The sequence below is a fragment of the Streptomyces sp. NPDC048671 genome (genome assembly GCF_055587045.1).
Window position 1 is genome coordinate 330,245 of sequence record NZ_JBVJHB010000005.1, and the last position, 26,817, is coordinate 357,061.

Below are 26,817 nucleotides of genomic sequence, written 5' to 3' on the forward strand. Positions count from 1 at the left end.
TATGTCGGACCTACGTAATATGTCGGAGCTGCCGCACAGTGTCCTGTGTTGCCGCGCGGCGTCCCGTTCAGTGTCCGCGGGGGACCCGGACGACGCCCTCCTGGATGACGGTGATCGCCAGCCGGCCGTCCTGCGTGTAGATACGGGCCTGGCCCAGCCCGCGCCCGCCGGACGCGGACGGCGACTCCTGGTCGTACAGCAGCCACTCGTCGGCCCGGAACGGCCGGTGGAACCACATCGCGTGGTCCAGGCTCGCGCCCACCACGTCACCGACCGCCCAGCCGCCGCGCCCGTGGGCGAGGAGCACCGAGTCGAGCAGTGTCATGTCGGAGACGTACGTGGCCATGCAGACGTGCAGCAGCGGGTCGTCCGCCAGCTTGCCGTTGGTACGGAACCACACCTGCGAACGCGGCTCGCGCGGCTGGCCGACGGTGCCGAACGGCGGGGCGTCCACGTACCGCAGATCGACCGCGGCCCGTGCCTCGATCAGCCGGTCCACGACACCCGGATCGCTGAACCGGTGCGCGTGGCGCGGCAGCATCTCGGCGGCCGTGGGCAGCGTCTCCGGGTCGGGTGCGGCCGGCATGTCCGCCTGGTGCTCCAGGCCCTCCTCGTACGTCTGGAAGGACGCGGAGAGGTGGAAGATCGGCTGCCCGTGCTGGACGGCGACGACCCGCCGGGTGGTGAAGGAGCGCCCGTCCCGGATCCGGTCGACGCTGTAGACGATCGGCGCGCCCGGGTCGCCCGCCCGCAGGAAGTACGAGTGCAGTGAGTGGGCGGTCCGGTCGGCCGGGACGGTGCGGCCCGCGGCGACCAGTGCCTGGGCCGCGACCTGTCCGCCGAAGACACGGGGCACGAGCGCCGAACGGCTCGTGCCCCGGAAGATGTCCCGCTCGATCTGCTCCAGGTCGAGCAGCTGGAGCAGATCGAGCAGGGGGTCGTGTGCTGTGCTCATGGAGAAGAACGTAGCCGCTCTAAAGGCCCATGGACTTGGCGATGATCGACTTCATGACCTCGCTGGTGCCGCCGTAGATGCGGTTGACCCGGTTGTCCGCGTACAGGCGGGCGATCGGGTACTCGTTCATGAAGCCGTAGCCGCCGTGCAGCTGGAGGCAGCGGTCGATGACGCGGTGCGCGACCTCGGTGCAGAACAGCTTCGCGGAGGCGGCCTCGGCGGCGGTCAGCTCGCCCTGGTCCAGTGCTTCGAGCGCGCGGTCGGCGACGGCCTGGGCCGCGTCGACCTCGGCCTGGCAGGCGGCCAGCTCGAACTTGGTGTTCTGGAACGAGGCGACGGTCTTGCCGAAGACGGTGCGGTCCAGCACGTACTCCTTGGCGAACCGGACGGCGGCCGCGGCCTGCGCGTACGCGCCGAAGGCGATGCCCCAGCGCTCGGAGGCCAGGTTGGTGCCGAGGTAGCCGAAGCCCTTGTTCTCCTCGCCGAGCAGGTCCTCGGCCGGGACCTCGACATCGACGAACGCCAGCTCGGCGGTGTCGGAGGTGCGCAGGCCGAGCTTGTCGAGCTTGCGGCCCACCGAGTAGCCGGCGGACTTGGTGTCGACGGCGAAGAGCGAGATGCCGAAGCGGCGGTCGTCCTCGCGCGGGGCGGAGGTGCGGGCGCAGACGATGACCCGGTCGGCGTGCACCCCGCCGGTGATGAAGGTCTTGGCGCCGTTGAGGACGTAGTGCGTGCCGTCCTCGGAGAGCTTGGCGGTGGTCTTCATGCCCGCGACGTCGGAGCCGGTGCCCGGCTCGGTCATCGCCAGGGCCCACATCTCCTCGCCGGTGGTGAACTTCGGCAGCCAGCGCTTCTTCTGCTCGTCGGTGGCGAGCATCTTGATGTAGGGCAGGCCGAGCAGGGTGTGCACCCCGGAGCCGCCGAAGGAGACGCCCGCGCGGGCGGTCTCCTCATAGATGACGGCCTCGTACTTGTGCGAGTCGATACCCGCGCCGTCGTACTCCTCGTCCACCGTGATGCCGAAGACACCCAGCTCACCGAGCTTGCCGTAGAACTCGCGCGGCACCACGCCGGCGGCGAACCACTCGTCGTACACCGGCACGACCTCGGCCGCGATGAAGGCGCGGATGGTCTCCCGGAACGCCTCGTGGTCCTCGTTGAATACCGTACGGCGCACGGGGTGCCTCCCTGGTCGGCTGGTTCGGCTTCGTCACCGGCTAAGCGCTTGCTCAGCCATGGTCAAAAGTTACCCGTCAGTCATGGAGCTGTCCAGGGTGATGCTGAGCACGCCCTCCTGAGGGCACATCCCGGCGGCGGTACGAGTGAGGGCGGGCTCTGGAATGATCAGCCGTTCGGCAACCCGATCAAGGCGAGAGCGGTATGTTTCGGGAGGCCGAGGCCGGTTCTCAGACGCCCGGATGCCGGTGCCGGCCATTAGTCTGACCGCGAGAACATGCGAGAGGAGGACGCCGTGCTGCTGAGGTTCCGTGTTGCGAACTTCAGGTCGCTTCGTGACGAGCAGGAGCTGTCCTTCGTCGCTACATCGAACGAAGGACGATCAGTCGCCCGAGAGGTGGAGCTGGCCGACGGGTCTGTCTCCGTATTTCCTCTGGTAGGCATCTTCGGAGCGAACGCCTCAGGCAAGTCGAACGTACTCGACGGTCTCGCCTCGATGCGGACGGCCGTCCTCAACTCCTACGCGCAGTGGGCTTCGTACCAGGGCATCCCCCGCGAGGTCTTCGCACTGGACGCGAAGAGCATCGCCGAGCCGACCTTCTTCGAGGTCGATGTGGCCATCGACGGCGTTCGCTGGACCTACGGATTCGAGCTGGGCGAACAGCGCGTCGAGTCCGAATGGGTGCACAGCTATCCACTGGGTCATCAGCAGGAGTGGATGGACCGGGACGCCTCACGGTCCGACGTCTACAGGTGGCCGAGCAGCCGCGTGAAGGACCGCGCCCAGCTGGTCCGCCGGACCCGCCCCAACGCCCTGCTGCTCTCGACGGCGGGCACGGACAATCATCCGCAGCTGTCTCCGCTCTTCCACTGGTTCCGAAACCTGTGGTCCATCGGCCCGGAGACGGAGCGTGCGCAACGCGAGGACTTCACGGCCTCGAAACTCACAGGTGAGCAGGGATACCGCATCAAGGAGCTCCTGCGCGTCGCCGACCTCGGCATTACGGACGCCGTGGTCGAACCGTCCGTGAACGGCATCGGCAAGGTCCGGCTGCTGCACCGCACGGCGTCGGGTGAGGTCGCACTCGACTGGCAGCGGGAGTCCCTCGGTACCCGTTCCTGGTTCGCTCTCCTGGGCCCTATGCTCCTGGCCCTCGACGACGGAGCGGTCCTGCTCCTCGACGAACTCGACGCCAGTCTGCACCCTCGGTTCGCCGCAGAGGTCATCCGCCTCTTCAAGGACCCGCTGTCCAATCCGAACGCCGCCCAGCTTGTGTTCACCTCCCATGAGGCGACGGTGCTCAGCACGCCGACGGGAGAACGGCTCCTCGACGCCGGGCAGGTCTGGTTCACGGAGAAGGACGAGGACGGTGCCACCGAGCTCTATCCCTTGAGCTCCATGTCGCCGGGCGCCCACGAAGACCTGGCGAAGTCCTACCTGGAAGGTGCGTTCGGCGGCGTTCCGTCGCTCCTGGCCGGGCAGATCGTCCGCCGCTTGGGGGCAGTGCGGGACGAGGGCACCGAGAGTGCGGAGCACGTCTGATGGCGAGGAGCACCAAGGGGAACGCGTCCCTCACATCGGGCAAGGCCTACGGCCGCGGGCGCAGCCGGGTCGTGTACGTCTTCACCGAGGGCAAGGTCACCGAGCCGGAGTACATCAAAGCCGTCCGGCAGCTCGGCACGCTCAAGCAACCGGGGACCACCGTTGACGTCCAGATCGCCAACGCGTCGGACGAGGGGTCGCAGCGCAAGCCGCTGATCCTCGTCGAAAAGGCGATCGCCTTGCTGCGTGAGAAGAACAGGGAGGCCAAGCGGGCCGGCCTGGCCAAGGCGCTGTGGCCTCAGGTCTGGTGCCTGTTCGACAGGGATCAGCACGAAGGGGTGGAGACGGCGCTGTCCCGGGCGGCCAAGGCCGGCGTGGAGGTCGCCTACTCGCACCCGTGCTTCGAGATCTGGCGCGTGCTGCACCTGAAGTCCGTCACGGGGACCTTCGGCGGGGTCTGCGGAATGGCCGAACAACGGCTTCCCTCTGACTGGCACCAGGTGCCCGGCGGCATCAAGTCCGTCATCCCGAAGCAGATCGAGAGCCGCTTCGCCGATGCCAAGAAGAACGCTCTCGACATGAATGCCGAGCACCCCGACTACATCGCGAAAGCTCACCGCGACCCGTACACGGACGTCTTCGAGTTCGTCGAGAAGGGGCTCGGCATCGCGTCGTACTGACGCCCGCTGCCGGCCTGATCGGTTCCGCCGAGTCCGGTGATGCGCCCGGTGGGGTTTGCTCTGAGTGCTCGCCTGTACCGCAAGGCGATCCACAGCTCCGTGTGGACGTGCAGATAGTCCCGGTCCCGGTCGAGGAGTGCCGTGCAGCGAGATCCAGACGAGAAGCATCTCGGTGTGCGGCTAAGCCCCGAGTGTCCAGCCGGGCTGGGGGAGTCGTACCGGTTCTGGTCCGGCGGTTCCAGGGCCGCCGTCGGCAGGTGACGAGACCCCTGACATGACAGGGGCCGGGAGTTCTTGGGGGTTCAGGCGGGAAACTCGCCGTCCTTGACGGCCGTGACGAACGATGACCAGCCAGCCGCCGGGAAGAGCAACGCAGGGCCGTGCGGGGTCTTGGAGTCTCGGACGGGGACGCCTGAGGGATAGCCGTCCAGCACCTCGACGCAGCTGCCCCCCTGGTTGTCGCTGTACGACGACTTGCGCCATCCGCTCAGGGTGGAGGCGGTCCGGATGGTGCGCTCAGTCATGATGTCCGTATTCCTTCGCTGTAGCCCGCATCAGGGCAAGTGATTCTCGGAGCGGCAGTGCGTCGCCCAGCGCAAGATCGTAGGCCCCCCGCATCCGTTCGACCAGGGCCGGAGCGTCATGCACCTTGCCGGTACTCACGCCTTCGGTGTACGCGACCGTGGGTTGGTCCTCGAACCACATCAGCGTCATCATGCCCTGCATGATCGGGTGTGCACCCAAGCTGAATGGCAACACGTGAGTCCGTACGCGCTCGGTCTCGGTCACGTGGACGATGTGCATGATCTGTTCCGCCATGACCTCACGGCCGCCGACAGGGCGACGCAAGACTGCTTCATCCAGAAGCGCCCATACTACGGGCGTTGTCGGTTGAGCGAGGAGCTGTGAGCGCGCCAGTCGTGTGACAACGAGCCTGTCACATTCCTCTTCACTCCACGGGGGGAAGGCGGTACGCATCAGTGCACGGATGTACCGCTCCGTCTGAAGGATGCCCGGTACAAGAGTGGACGCGAACTCCCGGATGACAGTCGCCTGTTGTTCGAGCACCCGAGCTGAAGCGAAGTGGTCGGCCACCGCCGAGTCGTCCTCCGGCAGGAAGCTGCTCAGCACATTCCCCGTGCCCAGCGCCCTGTCCAGCCGCCGCGCGTCCTCCTTCGAAGGGATGCGGCGCCCCGCCTCGATGTGCGCGATGTGCGAACGGGTCATGACCGCCGCGTCGGCCAGCTCCTGTTGCGTCATTCCCGCTGCCAGGCGCTGTTCCTTGAGCCAGTCCCCATAGCAATTACTCATCGTCAACTCCCGTGTGACAGATCATTCGTCACCAAGTAACCCCTGGCGAGCCTAGCCCGCACCGTCTCACTCTGTGAGTGGATCGCTACACAGAGCTGTCCTTCCTGCTGCCCGCTACGGCGAAGGAGGGGTGTGCCCGGTGCCGGCCCGCACACGCAGGACCCCCGCGACCGCTGTACACGGCCCGGGGGCATGGCCATCAACCGAACCTGACGGAGTTGACGACGTGTTGGACTGTATCGCCCGAATCTTCGAGCCGCTGCTACGGCTCCTGGCGCCCGCCCCGGGCCCTCGTCGCTCCACCGACGCGGATCTCTACCCGCCACCCGTGCGCGCGCCCGCCGCTCCGTGGCCACGGCACACGTACCTGCTGCGGGGCGAGGACACCGCACTGGTCCGCCCGTACCTCCTCGCACATGAACGAAACGAGGAAATGCGCCGGCAGCGCGCACGGCGCCGTGTCCTCTGGCTCGCCGTGCACGGCGTCGACGTCGGGCCGCGCGTCATCCACGGCATGGCGGTGCCCGCGTGATCGGCGACAGGGGCGGCGTCCTTCGGCTGCTTCCGTGGTCGGGCCCGGAAGGCAAGCCCTGCTATCTCGACACGGACGGGACCGGATACGTCTCCCGCCTCGCCGATGACATCGAGGCCGTGCAGCTCTCCATGTGTCAGGAGCTGCTCGACCACGCGACCGACATGATCCCCGACCGCCAGGTGACCTCCGCGCAGCTCCGCTTCCTCGCCGCCAGGATGGCCGAGGCACTGCGTGACGTTCAACGGATCGCCGAGAGCAGAGGCGCCCGCCTCCCCGTACTCGCGTACGACGAGCCCGCGTCCGGAGTCTGATCCGGTTTCGGGCAGGGAACTTGGGGGCGTACCTGTACATTCCTGGTGCGTCCCCCGGTCCGCCGTGCCCGGACGGCCTGAACTCTCCCCTTCCGCCCTGCTCAGGCGCAGAATGGATCACCTGAGCGGTCGGCGGAAGGTGTGGGGGCGTGGCCGTGCAGGTGGAACGGGACGAGGTGGAGCGGCCGTTCGTCGCGCAGCTGGTGGCGATGGGGTGGACCCACCTACCCGGTACGGAGGTCGGGACCCTCGACGTCTCGGAGCCGTTGCTGACCGGACGGCTCGCCGATGCCCTGAGGCGTATCAACGTCCTTGCGGACGGCCAGAAACCGTGGGTGGACGACCACGACATCCGCCGGTCCGTGGCGGAACTCGCCTCCGTCTCTCTCGGCAAGGACACCGTCACCGCCAACTTCGACACCACGGATCTGCTGCTCCACGGAAGTGACCTCACCGGCCCCTCCGCCGTCCACGGCGGTGCTTCCGCCACCGTGCAGTACACCGAGTGGCATGAGGAGCGGGTCGCGCTCAACGACTTCATGGTCGTCGACCAGCTCCGCGTAAAGAACCGTTCCGGCGATGTGTCGATACTCGACGGGGTACCCGAGCTCTTCCGGACCGTATAGTTGCTGGTCGCCGCGGCCGGTGAGACCGCGCACCTCGGCACCCTCACCTCCACACCCGAGCATTTCCACCCGTGGCGCAGCATCGAACCGGAGGACGAGGGCACGCTCAGGCGGGAACTGCGGACCGCGGGCCTGCTGCCGGACCCCCCGCCGGGCAAGAAGCCCGCTCCGCTGAGCGAGCAGCACAAGCTCGTCGGCGTCGTCCTCCGTCCCGCCGCGTTCCTCACCGTCGTACGCCACTACGTCATCCCGTTGCCGGTGGAGACCGATGACGGAAGCGTGCGCACGGTCAAGGCTGTCGCCCGGCACCAGGCTCCTCCGCGTAGCGGCTCCGTCCCGGAAAGCGGAACGGAAAGCGGAACGGGAATGGCTCAAAGAGATCGCCAGCAGGTATGTACGCGGGCGAGCTGGGCCCATTCCGACGCGTGCCCACCGGCTCGGCGGTCAGTTCGGTGGGAGCTCCTGAAATGAACAAGGCCGGCATTGCCTCCTGGGCCGTCCATCAGGGCACGCGTCACTGGGCGGATCGTCAGGTGGGGAACTCGCCAGCCCACGTTGCCTTCAAGAGGTGTCCGGGCATGTAGTCCGACTCGATCTCGACGGAGAAGTCGGCGTCGAGTGCCAAGCAGGCCATGGCTAGCGGGGCCAAGGCGCCCCATCCGTAGCAGGAGTCGGCTCGCTCCTGATCAGCCGTCCAATAGGCCTTGTGTGCGCAGAGCGCCTTCTCCAGTGAGCCGAGCTGACCTGCATGGCGCTGATCCATGCTTCCCAAGTGGGCAGCAGATCTGCCTCGGTGTCCAACAGGCAGTGCGACGTCACCGGGCCACCGGGCGCTTCTCCTTCCAGACTGCGGCTTGGCAGGTAGTCCGCCCGCTGAGCCGCCCAGCACGTTGTCTGCCGTCCCGCCACGCGTCCTGTCGACACCGGTGCGTCGTGGCGAGGCGCCTCATGGGTAGGGGCCTCAAGAGGCAAGAACTCCGCGGCGTCCCGGTGTTCCTGTATGTCTCGGGAGGCAGAGCCTTGCGAGTCTTGAACACCCCTGGTGGTGCTCAAGTATCGATTTCACCAGACCAGCCGAACTGCATCAGTTCTTTTGGTAGATACTCGGATTCGATCTCGATTGCGAAGCCGTTGTCGAAGGCCATGCATGCAATGGCGAGTGGAGCGAGAGCAACCAAACCGTCACTGCTCAAGGATCGCACCTCGTCTGCGGTCCAATACTGCCTGTGCCAGTAGAGGAACTCGTTCAGTGATGTGTTGAACTTGTCAGCTTCCCCGCGGTTGTAAAGCTGGAATAGTTCGAGCGGTGGGTAAAGGATCTTTAGTAGCGTTTCCTTGTCGGCGATCCGGGCGGTCTCGGGGGTGGCGTGACTGATCGCGGCGACCAGATTGCTCCACATGTCGCTTGAGCGGCGGGCCCAGTAGCTCTGCAGAGCTTCGACCCATTCGTAGACGTACTCGTCGAACACTGCCCCGGATTCACGGAGGAACGACACTGGTACCTGCATGAGACGGTCGAGGCGTTCCTCCTCGCGGCAGATCGTCGCCAGGTAGACCGAAGTGAGCCACGAGCCGGCGTGTGTGTAGGAGGTCGGTCCGGTTGCGGGGAGTTGCCGCACATCCCCGGCGATCCCGATAAGGCAGGGCGGTGCCCCTTCTGGCACAGTGGCCGAATCGAACAGTGCGGAGCCGACCTGCATGGCTGTGACCCACGCCTCCCAGGTCTCGATCCTCTCGGCCTGGGGATCGCCGGCACAGCGCGACATGGCCACGGTCAAGCAGCAGTCAAGGGCCCGGGAGCGGGACATCTCCGATACTTCAAGCCGATCGAGGACCCGATTGGTGCTCTCGGTGAGCGAAGCCATGTCCTCCTGGGTCACTCCTACTGGGAAGTCGTGACGGGGAACGCTCGTGACCACTGGTTTCTCCCCTCTTGTAGATCTTGAAGTACTCAAGCACGGAGCCGTCGTAGGAGCCCGCGCTCTCTTTGCCCTTTACCGGAACATACTGCAGTTTTTTGTCCTCAAGGGCATCGAATAGCTTCTCCGCGAGCCGTCTATCCTTTCCGCCTCGCTTCCACATCTCATGGAAAATTGTTTCCAGGTATGGTCTCGTTCCTTGCTTGACCATCATGTTTTCAGCTGGACCGGCACCGAGGCGAGGCGGGTTCAGATTCGCCTTCGGCCCTTTTTGCTCAACGACGAGATAACTGCCGTCATCGCCGATCTCGTATAGGTCGTCAAGCATGTTGGCCCCGTTTGGTGCCCTGGGGAGATCAACGTATTTGGCTCCCGGGAAGATCTTGGGGATGGCGTGGAGCCTGGGCATTTCCGTGTTCCACGTGGAATGGGCGGTCTGCGGAAATGGCGTCATGTCTAACCTTCGCCAATTCGTCGAGCTTTGCGCGCGCCTCTGGAGTGGCCGTCTTGCGCCCACTTTCCGCCGGGATATCGTCGAGATAGTCAGGGTGCAGCGGAGGCGCGAGATCCGATTTCGCCACCCAAGTCCCATACTCTGCTGCCTTACTCCTATTCGGGAGGGAGTGGCTGGACGATGGCATCTTGGAACAAGTAAGAGTACATACCCAAGAGATATTCTTGAAGAGAGTCGTAATCTGGGAACTCGATATTCGTCAAGCGCTCGTACTCTGCTGTCCCGAAATTTTCATCCCGGATGATCTCGGTGAAACCCTCGCGGATCACGTGGACGTATGAGTCGTTGAAGCTCATCAACGTGGGGCGCAGGTAGCCAGTGTTGTCGTACGCCTGTTCCTCGTCGAGATAGATCCTTAGGAAACCCGCGAATTCTTTGTCCATTTCAATTCTTTCTAGGGGTGTCGGCCGGGTGCAGGGTTGGCGAACATGGTGTGTAGTACATATTTTCCGTCGTGGAGCTTGTATACAGGTACGATCGTGCCGTCGGTGAAGTCGACCTGCTTGAACGTGCTGGGGTTGGCGGGGTCGCGGTAGTAGCCGCTCAACCGCTCCTCTGCGCCGGTGCCAAGAACCTGGTCGATAGGGGTTTCTGGAGGGACTTTACCGGTTCGCGCGATTTCGTCGCGGAAGTAGATATCCGCGCGCACCATATCCTGGGCGTCATCGAACCTCGTGGCGAACGGTCCGACCCGGTGGGCGCCTCCGTGCACACCGTCGACAGTGGTTCCAGTCAAAGGGTCAACGTTGTTCTCAGATTTCAGGAGTCCTGGGTTGCTTGAATTCGGACCGTAGATCTTGGGTGTTCCATCGGTTTCAGCGAGTACAGTGCCCAGCCGGTTCCGCAAGGCGTCGTCGTCCGGGTAGAGGTGCCGCCGGTGCGTGGCCCTCACCGCCTTGGCGGTCGTCCAGATCTCTGATCCGGTTATTTACGGTCTGAGGATCCAATGGCGGGTGTGCCGGGGAATTACCGTTGGCCGTGCCGGAACCGGTGCCGTCTGACGCCCCTGTGCCCGAGTGGCCACTGCCGGATTCTGTAGCGCCGTCGGCCGATCCGGACGCTGTGTGGCCTTTATCCGAGGTGGGGTGGCTACCCCCGCCGCTGTGGTCGCCCATGCTTGTGGGTTCAGCATGGTTGTTGTGGGGCATTTGGCCGGCCGTTCCGCCCGGCAGGTTGTTCGCCGAGCCGCTCGGCCTCCCGTTGGTGTCGGCGGCGGCGTCGTCGCCGACCCGGCCCACGCCGCCGAGGTCGTCGCCCATCCGGATCGTGCTGTCCGTGTTGCTGACGGTATGGGCGCCGACGAGTGCTGGTTGTTCGGCCGGGGGCCTGGCCGGCGGGGTGGCCGCGCCGGACACCGGGGTTTCCTGTCGGGCCGCGGTGTGGTGTTGCTTGAGGGTGCCGTCCTCCTTCAGGAGGTTGCCGGGGTGGTCCAGGTAGACGGTGTTGCCGTGCTCGTCCGTGCCCTTGAGTACGCCCTCGGGCAGGGCCGCCGTGCCCTCGGGGAGGCGGACCACGCCGTCGCCCAGGTCGATGGCCCCGGCGGGGATCTCGGTGCCGTCGGGGAGCTTGAACGAGTTGCTCGGGACCTCGAACGCGCTGTCCGGGATCGCCGCGCCTTCCGGGAGGGCGGGGACCTCGAAGGTGCCCAGGCCCTTGAAGCCGGCCGGCCATCACGTCGCCGATTTTTGTCAGGCCCATCCCCGCGCCCTTGAAGGCGTACGTCATCGGGTCGACGAACCGGCCCACCTTGCCCGCGGCGGACAGGGCCTTCGCCGCCAGGGCTGCCTTGCCGGCGCCGGAGGCCGCGCCGCCGGTGCCGCCGGTGAAGATGGTCGTCACGACGTTGAACGTCACCGCACCCGCAGCGCGGGACGGGTTCTCCGTCCGGCGTCGCGTCGCGGGTGCCCATCACGTATCGAACTCGCCCAGCCAGGAACGGTCCAGCAGGCAGACCGGCAGATACTCGGACTCGACCTCGATGGGGAATCCGGCATCGTGCGCAAGGCATGCCACGGCCAGTGGCCCGAGGGCCAGAAACCCCGCGATGTCGTCCGCACGTTCCGGTGTGCTCCAGTACGCCCTGTGGAGTTCCAGGGCCTCTGCGAGAGCCTCATTGAAGCCATCGTGATCCCTGCGCAGGAACTTGTAGAAGAGGTTGATCGGCGGGTAAAGCACGCACTGCAGCAGATCGCGCGGCGCAATCGTGGCGATGTCGGGGTGGGACTGCTCGATCGCTTCCGTCAGCCTTTCAGGCAGGCCCGGCTGCTCGTGCCAGTACGTCTGAAGGGCATCCACCCAGTGATAGACGTAATCATCGCCTACGACACCAGATGTCCGAAGGGTATCGAGCGGAACCCGGCAGAGCTGGCCCATCCGGTTCTGATCCCGGCAGATAATGACAAACCAGAGGGCGGTCAGCCAGTTTCCTGCATTCGCGTAGAACTGTGGTCCTGTTGCGCTGATGGTCCGCATCTCGTGTGCAATGCGTGTCTCGATCGAACCTTCGGTGATGCAGGCGGCAGAGAAGGCCGCCGCGCCCACCTGCATGGCGGAAACGGTGGAATCCCACGTGGAAAAGCGATTTCCGCGTGGGTTGAGAGCCTGGTGCACCTGCACCTGTAGTAGCGCTTCGTTCAGTGCCATGCCGAAGACGGCGGGCGAGGCGTTCAGATTATTTAGGCTGGTTTCGAATTCTTCGGCCAACTGCTCGGTGACTTGCTCGTTGATCGCAGGAACGGGGTGCCGCTCCACCGTCATCGTCACGGGTCACTCCTGGTGGTGAGTTCGAAGGAAAAATCTTCCTCTTTGAAATTTCCGATGTCAAATCGGCGACTCTTGAATCCGCCGTGAATTGGCCCGTCGGAAACACCCTTGACGAGTATGTACTCGACCTTGTTCGCTATGAGTGCATTCTTCAGGGCGGTGTACAATTTCAACTCGGCTGCATTCCCCTTCTGTGCTCGCTTCCACATCTCGTTCATGATGTCGAGCTGGTATTCGCGCGAACCCTGCTTCGCCATGTACCCACTCGGCAGTGTGCGCTCGTTAATTGCCGTTCGGACATCGCTTTTTGCCTCCACGATGACGAAACTTTTTTTATCACTGAGTCGCCAGACTTGGTCGAATTGGTCGTTTCCGTTCTTTGGTCCGGCAGTCGGCTCCCGAGTCGCCCCTTCATAGTATTTCGGGATCACGTGATGGCGGGCGACGGCTTCACCGTACGCCTCCGTAGCCTTCGACATCGTGTGGTGGATCGGGGCGTGGTCGGCCTTGAGGTCGTCGTAGATCGCCTTGTTTTCAGGAGTCTTGTTTACTTCCCAATCCCTCTTGGCCTTCGTCAGCGGATCGTGCAGAGGGATATCGGACTGGATCGACACGTATCGCGTCCTGGCGGAGTGATCCAGGAGTGTCTTCTCCGGCGTGCCATCGAGATCCTTGGCTGTTCCTGTGCGGTCCCAGCCCGGGTGGTACTTCGTCGGGAAGGCTGGTGGGGCCTTGTCCTTCGCGATCCAGACATGTAGATTAGCGGGGTCTTTTATCAGCTGCGGGGGCGGGAAGCCGCTCTCGTCGGCAAGGTCCACATCATGGCGATAGCCATGCCTCTCGTAGTACTTCTTGAAATACCCGTCCTCGTGATTGGCCCTGTAGGCCTGAATCTCCGTAACCTGCTCCGGGCTGAGGGATCCAGGAGGGCCGTAGGGGTTATTCCCGTGCTGCATGAAGCTCGGAGGGGCCTGAACGCGGCCAGGGCCGGGCGCATCGCCACTCGGCGTCGTTGCGTCGTGACCGGCACGGGCCGCGTCATCCCGGCCCGCCATGTCAGGCGTATCAGGGTGGTGGTGGCCGGACGGGTAGCCGTTGTCGCCCGTGGAGCCGGTGGACCCGTTTCGACCGCTCCCGCCCGTAGGAGCCGAGTCGGTGGAAGCGGTGCCACGCCCACCGCTGTCAAGACGGTTCACCGACAGGCCCTTGTCTCCGGCTCCGCCGGGTAGGCCGTTTCCGCTGCCGCCCCGCGCGCCACCGTCGAGGCTGTTGCTCGGCATGCGGTTACCGCCCGGCGCTCGGTTGGCGCCGACAAGCGCTGGTTGTCCGGCCGAGGGCCTGGCCGGCGAGGTGGCCGCGCCGGACGCCGGGGTTTCCTGTCGGGCCGCGGTGTGGTGTTGCTGGAGGGTGCCGTCCTCCTTCAGGAGGTTGCCCTGGCCGTCCAGGTAGACCGTCTTGCCGTCCAGGTCGGTGGCCTTGACCACGCCCTCAGGCAGGGCGGTGGTGCCTTCGGGCAGCTTGAACGCGCCATTGGGGACTGCGAACGCACCCTCCGGGACCGCCGCGCCCTCTGGCAGGTGCAGTGTGCCGTCAGGGAGCTTGAACGCGCCCTCCGGCAGGGTGACCACGCCTTCCGGGAGGGCGGGGACCTCGAAGGTGCCGAGCCCCTTGAAGCCGGCCATCACGTCGCTGATCTTCGTCAGGCCCATGCCCGCGCCCTTGAAGACGTACGTCATCGGGTCGACGAACCGGCCCACCTTGCCCGCGGTGGACAGCGCCTTCGCCGCGAGGGCGGCCTTTCCGGCGCCGGAGGCCGCGCCGCCCGTGCCGCCGGTGAAGATGGTCGTGACGACGTTGAACGTCACCGCGCCCGCGGCGCGGGACGGGTTCTCGCCCCACTGGTCCCAGGCCAGCAGCGCCTTGCCGGTCTCCTTCATCGCCGTGCGGGAATCACGCAGGTAGGAGGGGAGCTTGTCGTCCGGCAGGGCCCAGAACAGGCCGCCCAGTGGGGTGGAGGTGATCGCCAGGCCCGTGGCGAGCTTGCCCAGGCCCGACCAGGCCTGCTTGGCGGAGTCCCAGCCATCCGTGCCGACCAGGGTGCCCAGGCCCTTGATCGTGCCCAAGACACCGTCGACGAAGAAGCCCTTGACGAAGTCCCAGGCGTGTTCGTGGACGTGCCACCAGGGCTTGGACTCCTCGACCGGGTCGCCCCAGGGCAGGCCCTCGGCGTGCTTGAGGGTCTCGGCGTCGTAACCGTACGTCCCCTTCTTGCCGGAGCCGTCGTCGATCTTCAGCGCGGGGCCGCCGACCAGGGCGACGATCTTGTCGTGGCAGGCCCGTTCCACGGCCTGGAACGCCGTCCACGTCTCGATGATCTCGTCGTGGCGGTGGTTGTTCTCGTCGGCCAGGTCGCCGTCCTCGCGCCACTTGTCGTCGTCCTTGATCTGGACGACGAAGGCGTCGGCTTCGCGCTTGAGCTCCTTCAGCCTCTCGATCAGCGGGTAGGCGTCGTCCGAGTACGTGCTCAGCGCGCCGGTGATCGTGGTCAGGTCCGACTTCAGGGAGGCCCCGTGATCCGCGACCGGTTTCGTCGTCGCGAACAACTGGTCGGCTTCGGGCGCCTTGTAGAAGGCCTGGAGGCCGCCGAAGCTGCTGTGGACGTCACTGGTGGCCGTGGCGATCGACTCCCCGCTCTTCGCCAGCGCGCTCACACTGCGGTCCAGCAGGGCGAGGTTGCCGGTGAAGACCGGTATGCCCGACGGGGTGACCGCCTCGTTCTTGCTCACTTGCCCGCCCCCATGTCCTTCAGCAGGTCCAGGCGGACGGACTTGGCGGCATCCTGGGCCTGCTTGGCCGCCTCCAGGTCGCCCTCCACATACTCGTTCGTCGCTGTCGCCGCGCCCAGCACAGCGGCCTGGATACGCTCAGCCATCGACTTCAGCTGTGGCTTCCGCGCCGTCATGTACTCGCCCAGCGCCGCCGCGACGGGCCCCAGCGTGGGATGCGACAACGGTTCCGCCCCCACCGCCACCGGCCCGGCCACCGGCAGTGACGCCGCCGCGCCCGGTACCGCCGTACCCGCATGCGTCGCCGCCTCCGACATCGCGGTGACCATCGCGTTCAGCGCCTTCTCCAGGTCACCGGCGTGCGTGCCGACCACCTTCAGCCTGCCTTGCACACCCTGTGGCTTGATGTCCCATGCCGTCACTGAAAACCCGCCCCCGTACCCGTACCCGATGCCGAACCACCACGCCCACCGGGAGAAGAAGGAACGATTCTTCCGGTGGGCGTCACAGCGAGACCGCTCAGCCGATGTTGTCGACCGCGGCCTTGGCGCGCGCCAGCGTCTGCTGGGCGGTGCCGTCGTTCTTCTCCAGCGTCGAACGCAGCAGCTGGATGATGTTCTTGACCTCCTGCGAGGTCGTGTTCCACCGCAGTTCCTTGCCGTGGTACTCGTCCGCCACGCCGTCGGCCGCGAAGTCGCTCATCGCCGCCTTCACCTGAGTGTCCCGGGCCGTGATCACCATCTCCAGCTGGGCGATCACCACCTGGATGTTGCCCTGGACCTCGGTGGAGGCGCCCGTGTCGTACGCACGCCGGTCGGTGTCGCCCGCGTTTCCTGCCATCACCCATCACTCCCCGTCAGAAATGCGAAAACCCGTCATACGAAAACCCGTCATACGAAAGCCCGCGACACGAAAACCTGCCGTCCGGCGGTCGGGCAGGCCGGTGTCAGCGGCCCGAGAACCGCGCCGCGTCGAAGTTGGCCGACGCCATCTGCGTCTTCGCGTTCTCGCCCTGCTCCTGGTCACCCGAGCCGAACGCCGCGTCCATCCCGGACTGGCCGCCCAGGATTCCGGAGAGCGAGGCGTTCAACGCCGCGGTGATCTCGTCGGATCGGTTCTTGAAGTCGTCGAACGCGACCTTGCCCGAACCGTGGAACTTGCCCTCCAGCGGCTCCGCCGCAGCGATCAACTGCCGGATCAGCGTGCCCAGATCCGTGCTGGATCCCTGCGACTTCGACATCAGGGTCGAAAGGACCGAGGCCCCCATGTTGAACTTCATCAGCTTCCCCCGCCCACTCGAACGAACGCCTTCTTGATCGAATGCATGTCTATCAACTCACGCATCGCTCCTGCAATCAGCAATCGGACAGATTGTCGTTGTTGCCAAGCCATGACATCGGGCGCGGTCACGGCGCCCCCTTGAGATGGCGCATCAGCCGCTCGAAGTCCTGCCAGCCCGACAGGTCCGACGGGTCGCCCGGCAGCGGGTAGTACAGCGCGGGGCGCGTTTTCGGGCCGAGGGGGAGGGGTGCCTCCGGCAGGGGCGTGCGGCGGGCGCGGTCGCCCGGAAGGGTGCGGACCTCCTCCGCGCCGAGCACGAAGGCCAGGGGCACGCCCGGCCCTTCGAAGCGCGCAGGTACCGCCATGTCACGTCTTGCTTTGCGAAGTTGTACGAGCATCGACTGGAGGTGGTGCCGGGTGGCGAGGGCCTCCGCGAGGGCCGGCAGGGTGTCGGTCGGAACCGCCTCGCCGCTTCCATAGCCGAGCGCCATCGTGACGTGCTCCTCGACGCCCCCCTCCGTGCGCGTGATGCGTACGGTGGCGAGGCCCGGCCGGTCCGGGCTGCCGACCACGACGAGCCACGTCGGTTCTGGCGCCCTGCGATGAGCCACGTCGGTCAACTGGCGCAGCGACCAAGGCAGGTTGGCCGGCTCTGACGTACCCCAGCCGGCCGGGGGCCTCCCCGTCAGCTGCCGCCACACCGTCTCCAGGCCGCCGCCCAGCACCAGCCGGTCGTCCGCCGGGTGGACCATGCGGAAGGTCAGGCCGAGCTGGCGCTCGCCCGTGTCCGCTACCTCCTGGTAGGCGGCCGCCACCGGCGTGTGCGGGTCCTCCTCCGAAGCGTCCGGGGAGGCCGGCGGGCTGAACGCGCCGTCCTGCCAACGCAGTACGGCGCCCGTGAGGCCGTCGTAGTACCCGTCCCGCTCGTCCTGGACGATCCAGCGCGACGGCCATCCGCCGAGGCTGTCGCGTACGGCGGGGGAGAGCGTGGTCCCCGCCGGGCTGACGATCTGGAGGCCGAGCCCCGCCTCGGCGGCCGCGCGGAAGGCGTCCGAGAGCCAGGCCGTCATCGCGACAACCGGGCGGTCCTGGATGACGACGGCGACCCTCTCGGTGAGCACGTCGACGGCGGGCTGGGCGGCGGCCGGTGCCGGGGCGACGCTCACCCCGTCCGACGGCACCACGGTGAGCGAGCCCGCGGCGTCCGGCGGCCAGGCCGAGCCGCCCACCAGTGCGGTGAGCCGGGTCGCGAACGTACCCGCGAGCTGTTCCGCCTCCGCGACCCCCGTGGTGGCGCGGGCCTCCGTCCACCAGTAGGGCACGGGCGGAGGTGTCGCACCGAGCAGCCGCTCCGCCTCGCCCTCCACCGCGACCAGCAGCGGTGCTTCGACCGAGACGAGCGGGCGCCCCTGCGTGTCGCAGAGCTGCACCACGGCGCCGTCGCCCCGCGCGCCCACCAGCTTGTCCGGGCCGCCGGAGAGCAGGCCCGCGAGCACGGTCCACGGGTCGGGCATACGGGCGGTGAGCGCGATGACGTCCTTCGTCATGGAGTCGTCCAGCCCTTCGTCGTTCGGCAGCGGTCGTTACGGTCGTTACGGTGGTTCACCGGGTCGCTCACGGTGCGTACACCGTCTGGACCAGCCGGTTCGGGCGGCCCCGCTGGATGAACGTGCCGCGGCCCGGGGCCTGTTGTGACGCGTACACCCCGGGGAACAGCTGGCCCTCGCTCCGGTCGCCGGACATCACCAGAGCCGAGGCGCCCGACTCCCGCAGGCCCTGTACCAGCGGCTCGTACATGCCGCGTGACGCACCGGCCACCCGCCGCGTCAGCACGAAGTGGAGGCCGATGTCGACCGCCGACGGGATGTACGGGAGGAACGCGGCCAGCGGCGACTGACCGGCGGTCGTCAGTACGTCGTAGTCGTCGACCAGGACCACGATGCGCGGGCCCTTGCCCCAGCTGCCCGGCTCCAGGTCCTCCAGGCGCGCGTTCTCGTCGGGCAGCCGCTTCTCCAGCTCGGTGGCGATCCCGGCCGAAAGACCGGCGCACAGCTTGGAGTTGTACGCGTAGCCGCCGTTGAACTCCTCCGGAACCACGCCGCGCAGGGAACGCCGGGGGTCCATCACGGCGAACACGAGGTCGTCCTCGCCGTAACGGTCGACGAGGCCGTGCGCGACTGTCCGCAGCAGGTTCGTCTTGCCGCACTCGCTGTCCCCCAGCACCAGCAGGTGCTGGTCGTGGCCGAACAGGTCGAGCAGGGCGGGCGCCAGCGCCGACTGGTCGAGGCCGAGCGGGACCCGATGCGGCTCGGCGACCGGACCCGGCAGCAGCTTCGGCTCCAGGATGTGCGGCAGCACCCGTACGGGCTGGGCGACCTCGCCGTGCCAGGTGGCGCGGACCGTCGAGGCCGCGCGCTCCAGCACCGCACCCAGGTCCGCCGTCTCGGTCGCCCCGTCCGTGCGGGGGAGGGCGACCTGGGCGAAGAGCTTCCCGTCGGTGAGGATCCGGCCGGGCTCGTCGGGCGACAGGGTCGCGGCGAGCTTGCGGTCGACGCTCGACTCGCTGGGATCGTTCAGCCGCAGTTCGACGCGGGTGCCGAAGTTGGACTGGATGGCGATGCGTACGTCGTTCCAGCGCAGCATGCCCGCGACGACGTGGATGCCGTACCCGCCGCCGCGCTTGAGAATGTCCGCGACCGCGTCGTCGAGGTCGTCGAAGTCGTCGCGCAGCGCGCCGAATCCGTCGATGACGAGCACGATCTCGGCGGACGCCAGCTGCGGCAGCCGCCCCGCCGCGTGCAGGGTGCGCAGCTGCTCGACCGAGTCGATGCCGTGCTCGCGGAAGAGGTCCTCGCGCACGGCGAGCATGGCGCGGACCTCCTCGACGGTGCGGGCCGCGCGCTCCCGGTCGGCGCGGCCCGCGATGCCACCCACGTGCGGCAGCTCCGCCAGCGCCTGGAGGCCGCCGCCGACCAGGTCGAGTCCGTAGACGCCGACCTCCTGCGGGGTGTGGGTCAGCGCGAGGGAGAGGACGAGCGTGCGCAGGAGCGTCGTCTTGCCGGACTGCGGGCCGCCGATCACGGCCGCGTGGCCGCCGGCCACCGTCAGGTCCAGGAACCACTGCCCCTGCCACTGCTTGGCGGGGTCGTCCAGCAGGCCGAGCGGCACCCGGAGCGGACCCTGCTGCCGCGTACCGACCCGGCCGCCACCCGTGCGGGTCCCGGCCAGGCGCATGCCGCGCGGGCCGACGTCCAGCGGGCCGGCGACCGCGTCCAGGGCGATCGCGGCGGGCAGCGGGGACAGCCAGATGCTGCGTACGCCGGGGGCGGCACCGGTCAACTGGTCGACCATGATGCCGAGTTCGGTCGGGCCGGTTTCGCGGCGGCGGGACGCGGGTTCCCGGTCCCGCTGCGTGCTGTCCGGTCCGGCCAGGGTGTTGAACGCCTCGTACTCCAGGGCGAGCGGCCCGGTCTCCTCCTCGTCGGTGCGCCGGGCGGGCCCTCGGTATCCGCCCGAGACGTAGCCCGCCTTGAACCGGGCGTAGTGGCTGGTGTCGACCTTGAGATAGCCGAAGCCGGGCAGCGGCGGCAGGTGGAAGGCGTCCGTGGTGTCCAGGACCGTGCGCGACTCGTCGGCGGAGAAGGTCCGCAGGCCGAGCCGGTAGGAGAGGTAGGTCTCCAGGCCCTTGAGCTTGCCGCCCTCGATGCGCTGGCTGGACAGCAGCAGATGGACGCCGATGGAGCGTCCGATCCGGCCGATGGAGAGGAACAGGTCGATGAAGTCCGGCTTGGCGGTGAGCAGTTCACCGAACTCGTCGATCACGACGAAGAGGTGGGGCAACGGGTCGAGGTCCGGCCGCCTCGAAGCGCGCAGGGCCGCGTAGTCCCCGATGTCGGCGACGTTGCCCGCGTCCTTCAGGGCCTGCTGGCGGCGCTTGACCTCACCCGCGAGCGAGGAGTGGACCCGCTCGACGAGGCCCGCCTGGTTCTCCAGGTTGGTGATGACGCCCGCGACATGGGGCAGGTCAGCGAACGGGGCGAAGGTGGCGCCGCCCTTGTAGTCGACCAGGACGAGCGCGAGGTCCTCGGGTGGATGGGTGGCCACCAGGCCGAGCACCAGGGTCCGCAGCAGCTCCGACTTCCCGGATCCGGTGGCGCCCACGCACAGCCCGTGCGGGCCCATGCCGAGTTCGGAGGACTCCTTGAGGTCCAGCAGCACCGGCTCGTGGGAGTCGCTGATGCCGATCGGGACGCGCAGGAAGGCCCGCTCCCCGCGCGGCGCCCACAGCCGGTCCAGGTCGAGCCGGGCCACGTCGTCGATGCCGAGCATCGCGGCGAACTCGACCGGGCCGGACAGCGGGGCGTCCGCCAGGGACTCGGCGGAGAGCCGCATCGGGGCGAGCATCCGGGCCAGGCCCTCGGCGAACGGCACACCGACCTCGTCCACCGTGCCGTGGGCCTGGACCGGCTCGGCCTCGCGCAGGTCCTCGATGGTCACGTCGGTGCCGTCGACGGTGATGCGTACGTTGACGTGTCCGGGTTCCTGCACCCGCTGTTCGAGCAGGTGCAGCACGCTGACGCCCATCTCGCGCAGTCCGACGGCGTCGTCGGGACGCGGCAGGTCGACGGCGTCATCGCCGTGCCCGTCGGTGACCACGAGCAGCCGGGAGTTCATGGACAGCGCGTCCTTGCCGGCCAGTCCGCGGCGGACCTCGGCGGCGTAGGAGGCCCGGCGGCGCAGTTCCGCGTCGAGCCGTCGGGCCAGCTGGGGTGCGGACGGTGCGATGCGGCGGGCGGCGACCGGGCCGTCGAACTGCTCGGGATCGAGCAGGTGGGGCAGCCACTTGGCCCACTCCCAGTCCGCTATTCGCCCGCCAGGTGCCGCGAGGGCGATGGCCACGTCGTCGGGTGCGTGCAGGGCCGCCGCCTGGACGATCAGGGCGCGGGCGACCCGCAGGCAGTCCTCACGCGGTCCGATCACGCTGATGTTGCCGGCCCGGTCGAGCGGGACGGTCAGCGGCAGCTCGGTGCCGTCGCGGAACCGGTTCACCAGGGCCGAGGCCTCGTTGAGCATGAAGAGGTCGGGCGGCGTGAGGACGGACGAGCCCTGCTCGGCGATCCGCAGGTCCCGCACCGGCATCTCGCCGGTGCCGACCCGTACCCGCAGGAAGTCGTCGTCGACCCGTCGCCGCTCCCAGAGGCGGGCCGGGTCGCGCACGATGTCGTACAGGGAGTACGGCGACGGGTTCAGCACATCCGCCCGCCCCCGCCGTTCGCGCTCCTCGGCCGACAACTCCTCGCGCAGGTCCTCCACATAGGCGAGGTAGGCCTCGCGCTGCGTACGGCGCGTGCGCTGGGCCTTGCCGCGCTGCGAGAGGAGCAGGGCCGCGGAGCCGATGACGGTGACCACGAGGATGATCGCGCCGAGTCCGGCGAACTGGCTGTTGCGGACGACCGTCATCATCACGACGGACGACATGACCCCGGCGACCGGCAGCAGCGACATCGCGATGTTGCCCGCCTTGCCCTCGGGCAGGTTGGGCGGCGCCTCGATGGTGCGGGGCGCGGTCACGGCCGGCGGGCGGGTGGTCCGGGCGGGGCGGTGGATCAGGCGGGTACTCATCGGCTCCGTCCGGAGTTCACGGCCGGTTCGTGGTGCGTGCGTGGGCTCGGGGGTGTCATCGGCCCCGGTATCGGCGGTGGTGCTGGTGCCGGTGTCACTCGGGGACTCGGGGACGGCTTCACTGCGGTCACCGGCGCTTCTGGGAGAGCTCGAACACCTCGGCCGCCAGCCGGGTTGCGGCCAGCCGCGTCGGCCGGGCGAGCAGTTCGGTGCGCAGGGCCCCGCCCGCCGCCAGATGCCGGTCGTGGGGCAGGACGTGGACGCTCGCACCGGTGGACCGGAGCCGGTCCGCGGCCGCCTCCACGTCGATGCCGGGCCGCGCCACCGTGCTGGACAGGACGACCACGGTCCCGGCGATCACATGACGGGGCAGCCCCTGCAACCACTGCAGCACCGCGTACGTGCTCGTGACGCCGTCCAGCGTGGCGGGGGCGGCCAGCACACGGGCCTGGGAGGCCGTGAGGGCGACCCGGGCGACCTCGGCGGGAAGCGTCTCGCAGTCGACCACGGTCACGCTGAAGTAGCGGCGCAGTGCCACCATGACCCGTTCGTAGGTGGCGGTGTCCAGCATCGCCCCGATCCGGCCCTGGCTGCCGGGCAGCAGCCAGGCGTTGTCGGGGAGCTGGACGAGATAGCCGGTGACGTCGAGCAGCGACATCTGCGGCTCCACGATGTCCGCGAGATCGGCCGTGGTCCACCGCAGCGTCTCGGCACCGAGCCGCAACGGCAGCGAGCCGAGGGCCGGATCGGCCTCGACGAGGAGGACCGGGTCCTGGCGGTAGTGCGCGTACGCCGTGCCGAGCAGCGCGGCGACGGTCGTCTTGCCCGCGCCGCCCCGGATGGACGTGACGGCGATCTGCCGCCCGGTCGTCACCGGCCGCTGAAGCACCTCGGCGGTACGGGTGATCTCGGCGACCTCGCGCGCGGCAGAGGAGGAAACGATTCGGCGCAGGGCGCGCGAGGCCCGTACGGCGAGCGACTCACCCTGCTGCGGCCGCCGCGCCGCGCCGGCCAGCTCCCGGTCCACCACCGCCCGCGAGTCCGGTGTGCCGAGGGGCCGGGCGCCCTGCGCCGCGTAGGGGGCGCTCTCCGTGTAGGCGGGGGTGCGCGGCACCTGCGCCGGCGCGGGGGCCTGGGCCTGGATCCGGGCCTGGACCGGCGCCGGTGCCGTCCGTTCGCCGGTGTCCGTCGTGCCCGGCCTGCCGGTCGGGCCCGTTGTGCCCTGCGGGGCGGCGGTGCCGCTCAGGTCGCGCAGCACATCGCTCTGCCAGTTGTCCGCGTTCGGCATGTCCGTCCTTCATCTCCGCTTCGATGCCCCGCCCGGAGCGCCCGCGCATGTGGTGTCAGTCGTCAGAACTTGTTGAGCAGCTGCCCGTACATGCCGAACACGCCGACGGTGAGCGGGAAGAGCCCCACCACGCCGATGGACTCGACGAGGTCGGCGGTGCGCCGCAGCCGGACCCGTACGTGCTCCGGCGGCTCCACCGCCAGCGCGAGCAGGGGCAGCAGCGCCGCCGCGCACAGCACGGCGATGGGCCCGGCGCCCCCGGCGTGATCCATCCAGAGCATCACCAGACGGACGACGAGGACCGCGGCGGCCGCGAAGAGCGCCACCACCTCGGCCACCAGCGGGAACGCCCGCGCCCGCGACAGGAGCACCACCGCGACGAGCGAGGGCAGCAGCACGGTCCACACGGTCGGCCGGCCGGCCAGGGTGAGGAGCCAGCCCGCGGCGGCCGCCGACACCGAGGTGGCGAGGGTCGCGAGGGCGAGCCCGCGATGCGTGGCGGCCAGCGCGTTGCCGACATCGTGACGGCTGACGGACACCCCGCCCGAGCGCCGGTCGTCGAGCGCGGTGAGCCCCGAAGCCATCAGGGCGATCCGGGGCAGCAGGCCGAGCAGCACCACGGAGATCACGGCCATCACGGCACCGAGCCGGGCGACGTCCGATGTGACGGCGGCAACGGCCTCCCAGACCACGGTCAGGGAGGCCGTCGCCATGGCGCCGATGAGGCCGCCCCGGCCCAGCGGTGAGAAGAAGCCGAGCAGCGCCAGCGACAGGGTCACCGCGCCCGCCACGGCGGCCAGCCGGAGCGCCCCGGACCAGTCGTACGCGTCGGCGGCCGTCCAGGCCGTGAGGATCCCGAGCACGCTGGAGGCGAGCAACAGCGCGGTCGCCAGACCGCGGTTGCCCCGCCCGAGCCGGGCGACGAGCGCACCGGCCACCAGGAGGACGACGGTGACGGCCGCCAGGGCGCCCGCCAGCACGGTGAGCGGGAACTCGCTGCGGGCGAGCAGCGCGGCGATCACCGCGAAGGCCACAGTCGTCGCCCCCGCAGCGGCCCGCCGTGCGGCCGGACGCCAGCGCCAGGCCTGCATGTCGAGGTTGTCGGCCACCTGGTCCGTGACGTCGTGGACCACCGGTGCGGGCGGCGCGGCGTGGGTCCGGACGAGCCGCAGCACGGCGCCGTCGCCGATCCCGGCCGACGCCAGGGTGCTGTCGTGCGGAAGGGCCGAGCCGTCCGCGGTAAGCAACTGCCGGGTCAACGGCCGCGATGCGGCCCGGTCGTCCAGCAACTGCAGGATGTCCGGAAGAAGTTGACCGACAGGAGTGTCGGAGGGCAGCACGATGTCGGCCCGACGCCGCTCACCCACCAGGGTCACCCGGCTCATTTCCGCCCGGGAAGTCATTGCTGTACTCACCACTTACGAAAACCTATCATCGCGATTTCCTGGAATTTCGGGCCAATTGGGCAAAGCGAACCAAGCGAACCAAGCGAACCAAGCGAACCAAGCGAATAAAGCGGTCCGCGGTCCCGTGGAATCCTGTGCCGGTGAATCCCGGTGCAAGCACGAGCGCTGCCTACGGCTTCGTCGGCTTCGTCGAACCGGCCGGGGCCGAGGGCGTCGGCGAGGGCTGCTCGTACTGCTGCGCCTGCCGCTGCTGTTTCTCCTGCTCGGCCTTCTGCTTGTCCAGGGTGTGCTGGAGGAACGACCACCCCACGCACCCCGCACACAGCACCGCCGTGATCGCGATCCCCGCGAACACCTTCCCGAGGCGTTCGTCCGCCGTCCGCCGCGCGCGCTGGGCGCCGAACAGGAGCGCGTCCCGCATCCGGCGTCGGCGTACCCCCACCGATTCCAGCAGTTGGCTGTCGTAATCCCGTGCCATTCGGCCCCCCTTTGCCACTGCAACATATGTCAGTGTCGACGGGCGGGACACATCAGGGTGGCCGGAACGGGACCTCCGTACGCCTGGTGCGTGCGGGATCACTCCTGGCGCAGGGCGAGCCACAACTCCGTACGTACGTCCATGTCGTCGAGATCCGTTCCCAGCAACACCCCGCACCGCGCGATGCGCTGGCGGACCGTGTTGCGGTGGACGGACAGGGCCACCGCCGTGCGGTCCCAGTTGCCGTGCAGGGAGAGCCAGCACCGCAGGGTCTCGGCGAGCGGCTCGGTGAGCGGGGCGAGCAGGGCGCGGGCGTGTTCGGCGGCCGGGCCGGGCGGGAGCAGTGCGGCGAGGCCCGAAGTCGGCGCGTCCACCGCCAGGGGGGTGCGGGTCGCCTCCGCGCGGCCCAGCGAGCGGGATGCCTGGGCGTCGGCCACGTCCAGTGCGGTGATCGCGGCGGGGGCGGACGCGCCGAGTGTCCAGCCGGGCTGCGGGGTGATCCGGTCGCCGCCGGGCACCAGCACCCGTACCGCGTCGCGGCCCCGGCCCGCGTCGACCAGCGCCGAGCCCAGGGCCGCGCCGAGCGCCCCGGCCGTGAGCGGGTCCACCGGGTCGCCGCCGCCGCGGCGCGCGTGCACCACCGTCCACTGCTCCGCGCCGCCCAGCAGCGGGGCGACGCCCGCCGGGTCCGCGCCCAGCAGCAGCCGGACCAGCGCCGCCGAGCGGCCCGCGGCGTCGGCGCCCTGGTGCGGGGCGGCCAGCAGGGAGAGCAGGACGACCGCGACCCCGGCGATGGTGTGGTCGCCCGGCTCACGCCGTTCCGTCGCCAGCGTCAGGACGAGCCCCTGCCCGCCGCCGAGCGCGTACGCGGCGAGATGGGTGGTCCCCAGGGTGTCGGTGGCCGAGGCGGGCGCGGGGCGTACGACCGGCGCGACCACCCGGGAGAGCCGGGTGAGCGCGGCCCGCACATCGGGGGCCGGTGTCCGGCCCGCCGCGTGCAGCTCCTCGCCGTCGGCCGTGAGCAGGACCGCCCTCCCCTCCAGCTGGGCCGCCAGCTGGTGCAGCACGGCCGGCACCGGATCGGTCCTGGCCGCCGCCGTCGCCAGGGCCTGCTGGGCGCGCGTCACCCGGCGCAGCTCGCGCAGCCGGGCCTCCGCCATCAGCCGCCACACCGCGCGGGCGATCGCCGTGAACGGGGTCTTGGGCGGCACCTCGATCAGCGGCAGCCCGTACCGGTCGCACGCTGCGACCAGCTCCGCGGGCACCGACTCGTGCACCGGCCGCACCCCGAAACCGAGCGCCGCCGCCCCCGCCTCGACCAGCCGGGACACATAGGTGTCCGGGTCCGTGAGCAGCACCCCGGCGCTCAGCAGCAGCTCACCGCCGAGCAGATACGGGTACGGGTCGGCCATCTCCGAGGTGTGCACCCACAGCAGCTCCGCCTCGGCCGGTCCCGCGATGCCGCGCAGCCCGAGCTCCTCCCGGGCGAGCAGCTCGGTCAGCCGGATGGGCGGGGTCGGCGGTGCAGTCGGTCCGGCGGGGAGTTCCGGCATGGATGGTTCATCCGTTCGGTGCGGCGAGAATGGATGAAACATACACTTCAGGCCGGCGGTCCGGCCGCCT

26 protein-coding genes are annotated in these 26,817 nt (G+C 68.7%); 6 read left to right on the plus strand and 20 right to left on the minus strand.

The window, feature by feature from the left end:
- Positions 1-67: 67 nt before the first annotated feature.
- The gene (gene tesB / locus ACZ6S6_RS12600; RefSeq protein WP_362959829.1) at positions 68-955 is read right to left on the minus strand and encodes an acyl-CoA thioesterase II; all 888 of its coding nucleotides are present in this window, start codon (positions 953-955) and stop codon (positions 68-70) included.
- 19 nt (positions 956-974) lie between these two features.
- Positions 975-2,132 carry an acyl-CoA dehydrogenase family protein gene (locus ACZ6S6_RS12605; protein WP_469705401.1) on the minus strand — a complete coding sequence of 386 codons (1,158 nt, stop codon included), beginning with the start codon at positions 2,130-2,132 and terminating at the stop codon, positions 975-977.
- A 276-nt stretch (positions 2,133-2,408) separates the two neighbouring features.
- On the opposite strand from ACZ6S6_RS12605, the gene ACZ6S6_RS12610 reads away from it, so the two are divergent.
- Positions 2,409-3,674: an AAA family ATPase gene (locus tag ACZ6S6_RS12610; RefSeq protein ID WP_469705403.1), complete on the plus strand. Its 1,266-nt coding sequence runs from the start codon at positions 2,409-2,411 to the stop codon at positions 3,672-3,674.
- Positions 3,674-4,354 (plus strand): RloB family protein, encoded by a 681-nt coding sequence (locus tag ACZ6S6_RS12615; RefSeq protein WP_469705406.1) that lies wholly within the window; start codon positions 3,674-3,676, stop codon positions 4,352-4,354. Before ACZ6S6_RS12610 ends, ACZ6S6_RS12615 begins: the two co-directional genes overlap by 1 nt.
- Before the next feature lie 302 nt (positions 4,355-4,656).
- Here the strand turns inward: ACZ6S6_RS12615 and ACZ6S6_RS12620 are convergent, their stop codons facing one another.
- Together ACZ6S6_RS12620 and ACZ6S6_RS12625 are read right to left on the minus strand one after the other, a co-directional pair.
- Positions 4,657-4,878 (minus strand): DUF397 domain-containing protein, encoded by a 222-nt coding sequence (locus ACZ6S6_RS12620; RefSeq protein WP_469705408.1) that lies wholly within the window; start codon positions 4,876-4,878, stop codon positions 4,657-4,659.
- Complete coding sequence (locus ACZ6S6_RS12625) at positions 4,871-5,665, minus strand: helix-turn-helix domain-containing protein (RefSeq protein ID WP_469705410.1); 795 nt, start codon at positions 5,663-5,665, stop codon at positions 4,871-4,873. The genes ACZ6S6_RS12620 and ACZ6S6_RS12625 overlap by 8 nt, the downstream gene beginning before the upstream one ends.
- A 226-nt stretch (positions 5,666-5,891) precedes the next feature.
- Between ACZ6S6_RS12625 and ACZ6S6_RS12630 the strand changes: the two genes are divergently transcribed.
- The 4 genes from ACZ6S6_RS12630 to ACZ6S6_RS12645 all read left to right on the plus strand — a co-directional run bounded on the left by ACZ6S6_RS12630 (position 5,892) and on the right by ACZ6S6_RS12645 (position 7,608).
- Entirely contained in the window at positions 5,892-6,197 is a 306-nt protein-coding gene (locus ACZ6S6_RS12630; protein ID WP_469705412.1) for a hypothetical protein, read from the plus strand.
- The gene (locus ACZ6S6_RS12635; protein WP_469705414.1) at positions 6,194-6,511 is read left to right on the plus strand and encodes a hypothetical protein; all 318 of its coding nucleotides are present in this window, start codon (positions 6,194-6,196) and stop codon (positions 6,509-6,511) included. The genes ACZ6S6_RS12630 and ACZ6S6_RS12635 overlap by 4 nt, the downstream gene beginning before the upstream one ends.
- A 149-nt stretch (positions 6,512-6,660) precedes the next feature.
- Complete coding sequence (locus tag ACZ6S6_RS12640; protein WP_469705416.1) at positions 6,661-7,137, plus strand: hypothetical protein; 477 nt, start codon at positions 6,661-6,663, stop codon at positions 7,135-7,137.
- Positions 7,138-7,608, plus strand: a complete 471-nt coding sequence (locus ACZ6S6_RS12645; RefSeq protein WP_469705418.1) for a hypothetical protein — start codon at positions 7,138-7,140, stop codon at positions 7,606-7,608.
- Positions 7,609-7,666: 58 nt separating this feature from the next.
- Here ACZ6S6_RS12645 and ACZ6S6_RS12650 read toward each other — a convergent pair whose 3' ends face one another.
- The 16 genes from ACZ6S6_RS12650 to ACZ6S6_RS12725 all read right to left on the minus strand — a co-directional run bounded on the left by ACZ6S6_RS12650 (position 7,667) and on the right by ACZ6S6_RS12725 (position 26,747).
- Positions 7,667-7,900 carry an Imm49 family immunity protein gene (locus tag ACZ6S6_RS12650; protein ID WP_469705421.1) on the minus strand — a complete coding sequence of 78 codons (234 nt, stop codon included), beginning with the start codon at positions 7,898-7,900 and terminating at the stop codon, positions 7,667-7,669.
- Between the two features lie 286 nt (positions 7,901-8,186).
- Complete coding sequence (locus tag ACZ6S6_RS12655; RefSeq protein ID WP_469705423.1) at positions 8,187-9,002, minus strand: immunity 49 family protein; 816 nt, start codon at positions 9,000-9,002, stop codon at positions 8,187-8,189.
- Positions 8,956-9,465, minus strand: a complete 510-nt coding sequence (locus ACZ6S6_RS12660) for a hypothetical protein (protein WP_469705426.1) — start codon at positions 9,463-9,465, stop codon at positions 8,956-8,958. Before ACZ6S6_RS12660 ends, ACZ6S6_RS12655 begins: the two co-directional genes overlap by 47 nt.
- Positions 9,466-9,665: 200 nt before the next feature.
- The gene (locus ACZ6S6_RS12665; RefSeq protein WP_469705428.1) at positions 9,666-9,953 is read right to left on the minus strand and encodes a hypothetical protein; all 288 of its coding nucleotides are present in this window, start codon (positions 9,951-9,953) and stop codon (positions 9,666-9,668) included.
- A gap of 11 nt (positions 9,954-9,964) precedes the next feature.
- Positions 9,965-10,462, minus strand: coding sequence for a hypothetical protein (locus tag ACZ6S6_RS12670; RefSeq protein WP_469705430.1), 498 nt, complete (start codon positions 10,460-10,462; stop codon positions 9,965-9,967).
- Between the two features lie 1,016 nt (positions 10,463-11,478).
- On the minus strand, positions 11,479-12,327 hold the full coding sequence (locus ACZ6S6_RS12675) for an immunity 49 family protein (RefSeq protein ID WP_469705623.1): 849 nt from the start codon (positions 12,325-12,327) through the stop codon (positions 11,479-11,481).
- A gap of 2 nt (positions 12,328-12,329) precedes the next feature.
- On the minus strand, positions 12,330-15,119 hold the full coding sequence (locus ACZ6S6_RS12680) for a hypothetical protein (RefSeq protein WP_469705432.1): 2,790 nt from the start codon (positions 15,117-15,119) through the stop codon (positions 12,330-12,332).
- A complete protein-coding gene (locus ACZ6S6_RS12685; RefSeq protein ID WP_362959881.1) occupies positions 15,116-15,541 on the minus strand; it encodes a DUF6507 family protein in 426 nt (141 codons plus the stop codon). Before ACZ6S6_RS12685 ends, ACZ6S6_RS12680 begins: the two co-directional genes overlap by 4 nt.
- Positions 15,542-15,638: 97 nt before the next feature.
- The gene (locus tag ACZ6S6_RS12690; protein WP_123471229.1) at positions 15,639-15,959 is read right to left on the minus strand and encodes a pore-forming ESAT-6 family protein; all 321 of its coding nucleotides are present in this window, start codon (positions 15,957-15,959) and stop codon (positions 15,639-15,641) included.
- Between the two features lie 106 nt (positions 15,960-16,065).
- Positions 16,066-16,398 carry a hypothetical protein gene (locus ACZ6S6_RS12695; RefSeq protein WP_123471228.1) on the minus strand — a complete coding sequence of 111 codons (333 nt, stop codon included), beginning with the start codon at positions 16,396-16,398 and terminating at the stop codon, positions 16,066-16,068.
- 127 nt (positions 16,399-16,525) lie between these two features.
- Entirely contained in the window at positions 16,526-17,947 is a 1,422-nt protein-coding gene (locus ACZ6S6_RS12700) for a DUF6177 family protein (RefSeq protein WP_469705435.1), read from the minus strand.
- Between the two features lie 67 nt (positions 17,948-18,014).
- Entirely contained in the window at positions 18,015-22,022 is a 4,008-nt protein-coding gene (eccCa, locus tag ACZ6S6_RS12705; RefSeq protein WP_469705438.1) for a type VII secretion protein EccCa, read from the minus strand.
- Between the two features lie 127 nt (positions 22,023-22,149).
- Positions 22,150-23,310, minus strand: coding sequence for a nucleotide-binding protein (locus ACZ6S6_RS12710; RefSeq protein ID WP_362959893.1), 1,161 nt, complete (start codon positions 23,308-23,310; stop codon positions 22,150-22,152).
- A 62-nt stretch (positions 23,311-23,372) separates the two neighbouring features.
- Positions 23,373-24,713 carry a type VII secretion integral membrane protein EccD gene (gene eccD / locus ACZ6S6_RS12715; protein ID WP_469705441.1) on the minus strand — a complete coding sequence of 447 codons (1,341 nt, stop codon included), beginning with the start codon at positions 24,711-24,713 and terminating at the stop codon, positions 23,373-23,375.
- Between the two features lie 172 nt (positions 24,714-24,885).
- A complete protein-coding gene (locus ACZ6S6_RS12720) occupies positions 24,886-25,194 on the minus strand; it encodes a hypothetical protein (protein WP_362959899.1) in 309 nt (102 codons plus the stop codon).
- Positions 25,195-25,292: 98 nt separating this feature from the next.
- A complete protein-coding gene (locus ACZ6S6_RS12725) occupies positions 25,293-26,747 on the minus strand; it encodes a PucR family transcriptional regulator ligand-binding domain-containing protein (RefSeq protein ID WP_469705444.1) in 1,455 nt (484 codons plus the stop codon).
- Positions 26,748-26,817 lie beyond the last annotated feature (70 nt).

Bases quoted from the DNA above. Each gene is read 5' to 3' on its own strand.
- tesB (WP_362959829.1), bottom strand. From the start codon at position 955: ATGAGCACAGCACACGACCCCCTGCTCGATCTGCTCCAGCTGCTCGAC.
- ACZ6S6_RS12610 (WP_469705403.1), top strand. From the start codon at position 2,409: ATGCGAGAGGAGGACGCCGTGCTGCTGAGGTTCCGTGTTGCGAACTTC.
- ACZ6S6_RS12615 (WP_469705406.1), top strand. From the start codon at position 3,674: ATGGCGAGGAGCACCAAGGGGAACGCGTCCCTCACATCGGGCAAGGCC.
- ACZ6S6_RS12620 (WP_469705408.1), bottom strand. From the start codon at position 4,878: ATGACTGAGCGCACCATCCGGACCGCCTCCACCCTGAGCGGATGGCGC.
- ACZ6S6_RS12625 (WP_469705410.1), bottom strand. From the start codon at position 5,665: ATGAGTAATTGCTATGGGGACTGGCTCAAGGAACAGCGCCTGGCAGCG.
- ACZ6S6_RS12650 (WP_469705421.1), bottom strand. From the start codon at position 7,900: ATGGATCAGCGCCATGCAGGTCAGCTCGGCTCACTGGAGAAGGCGCTC.
- ACZ6S6_RS12655 (WP_469705423.1), bottom strand. From the start codon at position 9,002: ATGGCTTCGCTCACCGAGAGCACCAATCGGGTCCTCGATCGGCTTGAA.
- ACZ6S6_RS12660 (WP_469705426.1), bottom strand. From the start codon at position 9,465: ATGCCCAGGCTCCACGCCATCCCCAAGATCTTCCCGGGAGCCAAATAC.
- ACZ6S6_RS12665 (WP_469705428.1), bottom strand. From the start codon at position 9,953: ATGGACAAAGAATTCGCGGGTTTCCTAAGGATCTATCTCGACGAGGAA.
- ACZ6S6_RS12675 (WP_469705623.1), bottom strand. From the start codon at position 12,327: ATGACGGTGGAGCGGCACCCCGTTCCTGCGATCAACGAGCAAGTCACC.
- ACZ6S6_RS12690 (WP_123471229.1), bottom strand. From the start codon at position 15,959: ATGGCAGGAAACGCGGGCGACACCGACCGGCGTGCGTACGACACGGGC.
- ACZ6S6_RS12695 (WP_123471228.1), bottom strand. From the start codon at position 16,398: ATGAAGTTCAACATGGGGGCCTCGGTCCTTTCGACCCTGATGTCGAAG.
- ACZ6S6_RS12700 (WP_469705435.1), bottom strand. From the start codon at position 17,947: ATGACGAAGGACGTCATCGCGCTCACCGCCCGTATGCCCGACCCGTGG.
- eccCa (WP_469705438.1), bottom strand. From the start codon at position 22,022: ATGAGTACCCGCCTGATCCACCGCCCCGCCCGGACCACCCGCCCGCCG.
- ACZ6S6_RS12710 (WP_362959893.1), bottom strand. From the start codon at position 23,310: ATGCCGAACGCGGACAACTGGCAGAGCGATGTGCTGCGCGACCTGAGC.
- eccD (WP_469705441.1), bottom strand. From the start codon at position 24,713: ATGACTTCCCGGGCGGAAATGAGCCGGGTGACCCTGGTGGGTGAGCGG.
- ACZ6S6_RS12720 (WP_362959899.1), bottom strand. From the start codon at position 25,194: ATGGCACGGGATTACGACAGCCAACTGCTGGAATCGGTGGGGGTACGC.
- ACZ6S6_RS12725 (WP_469705444.1), bottom strand. From the start codon at position 26,747: ATGCCGGAACTCCCCGCCGGACCGACTGCACCGCCGACCCCGCCCATC.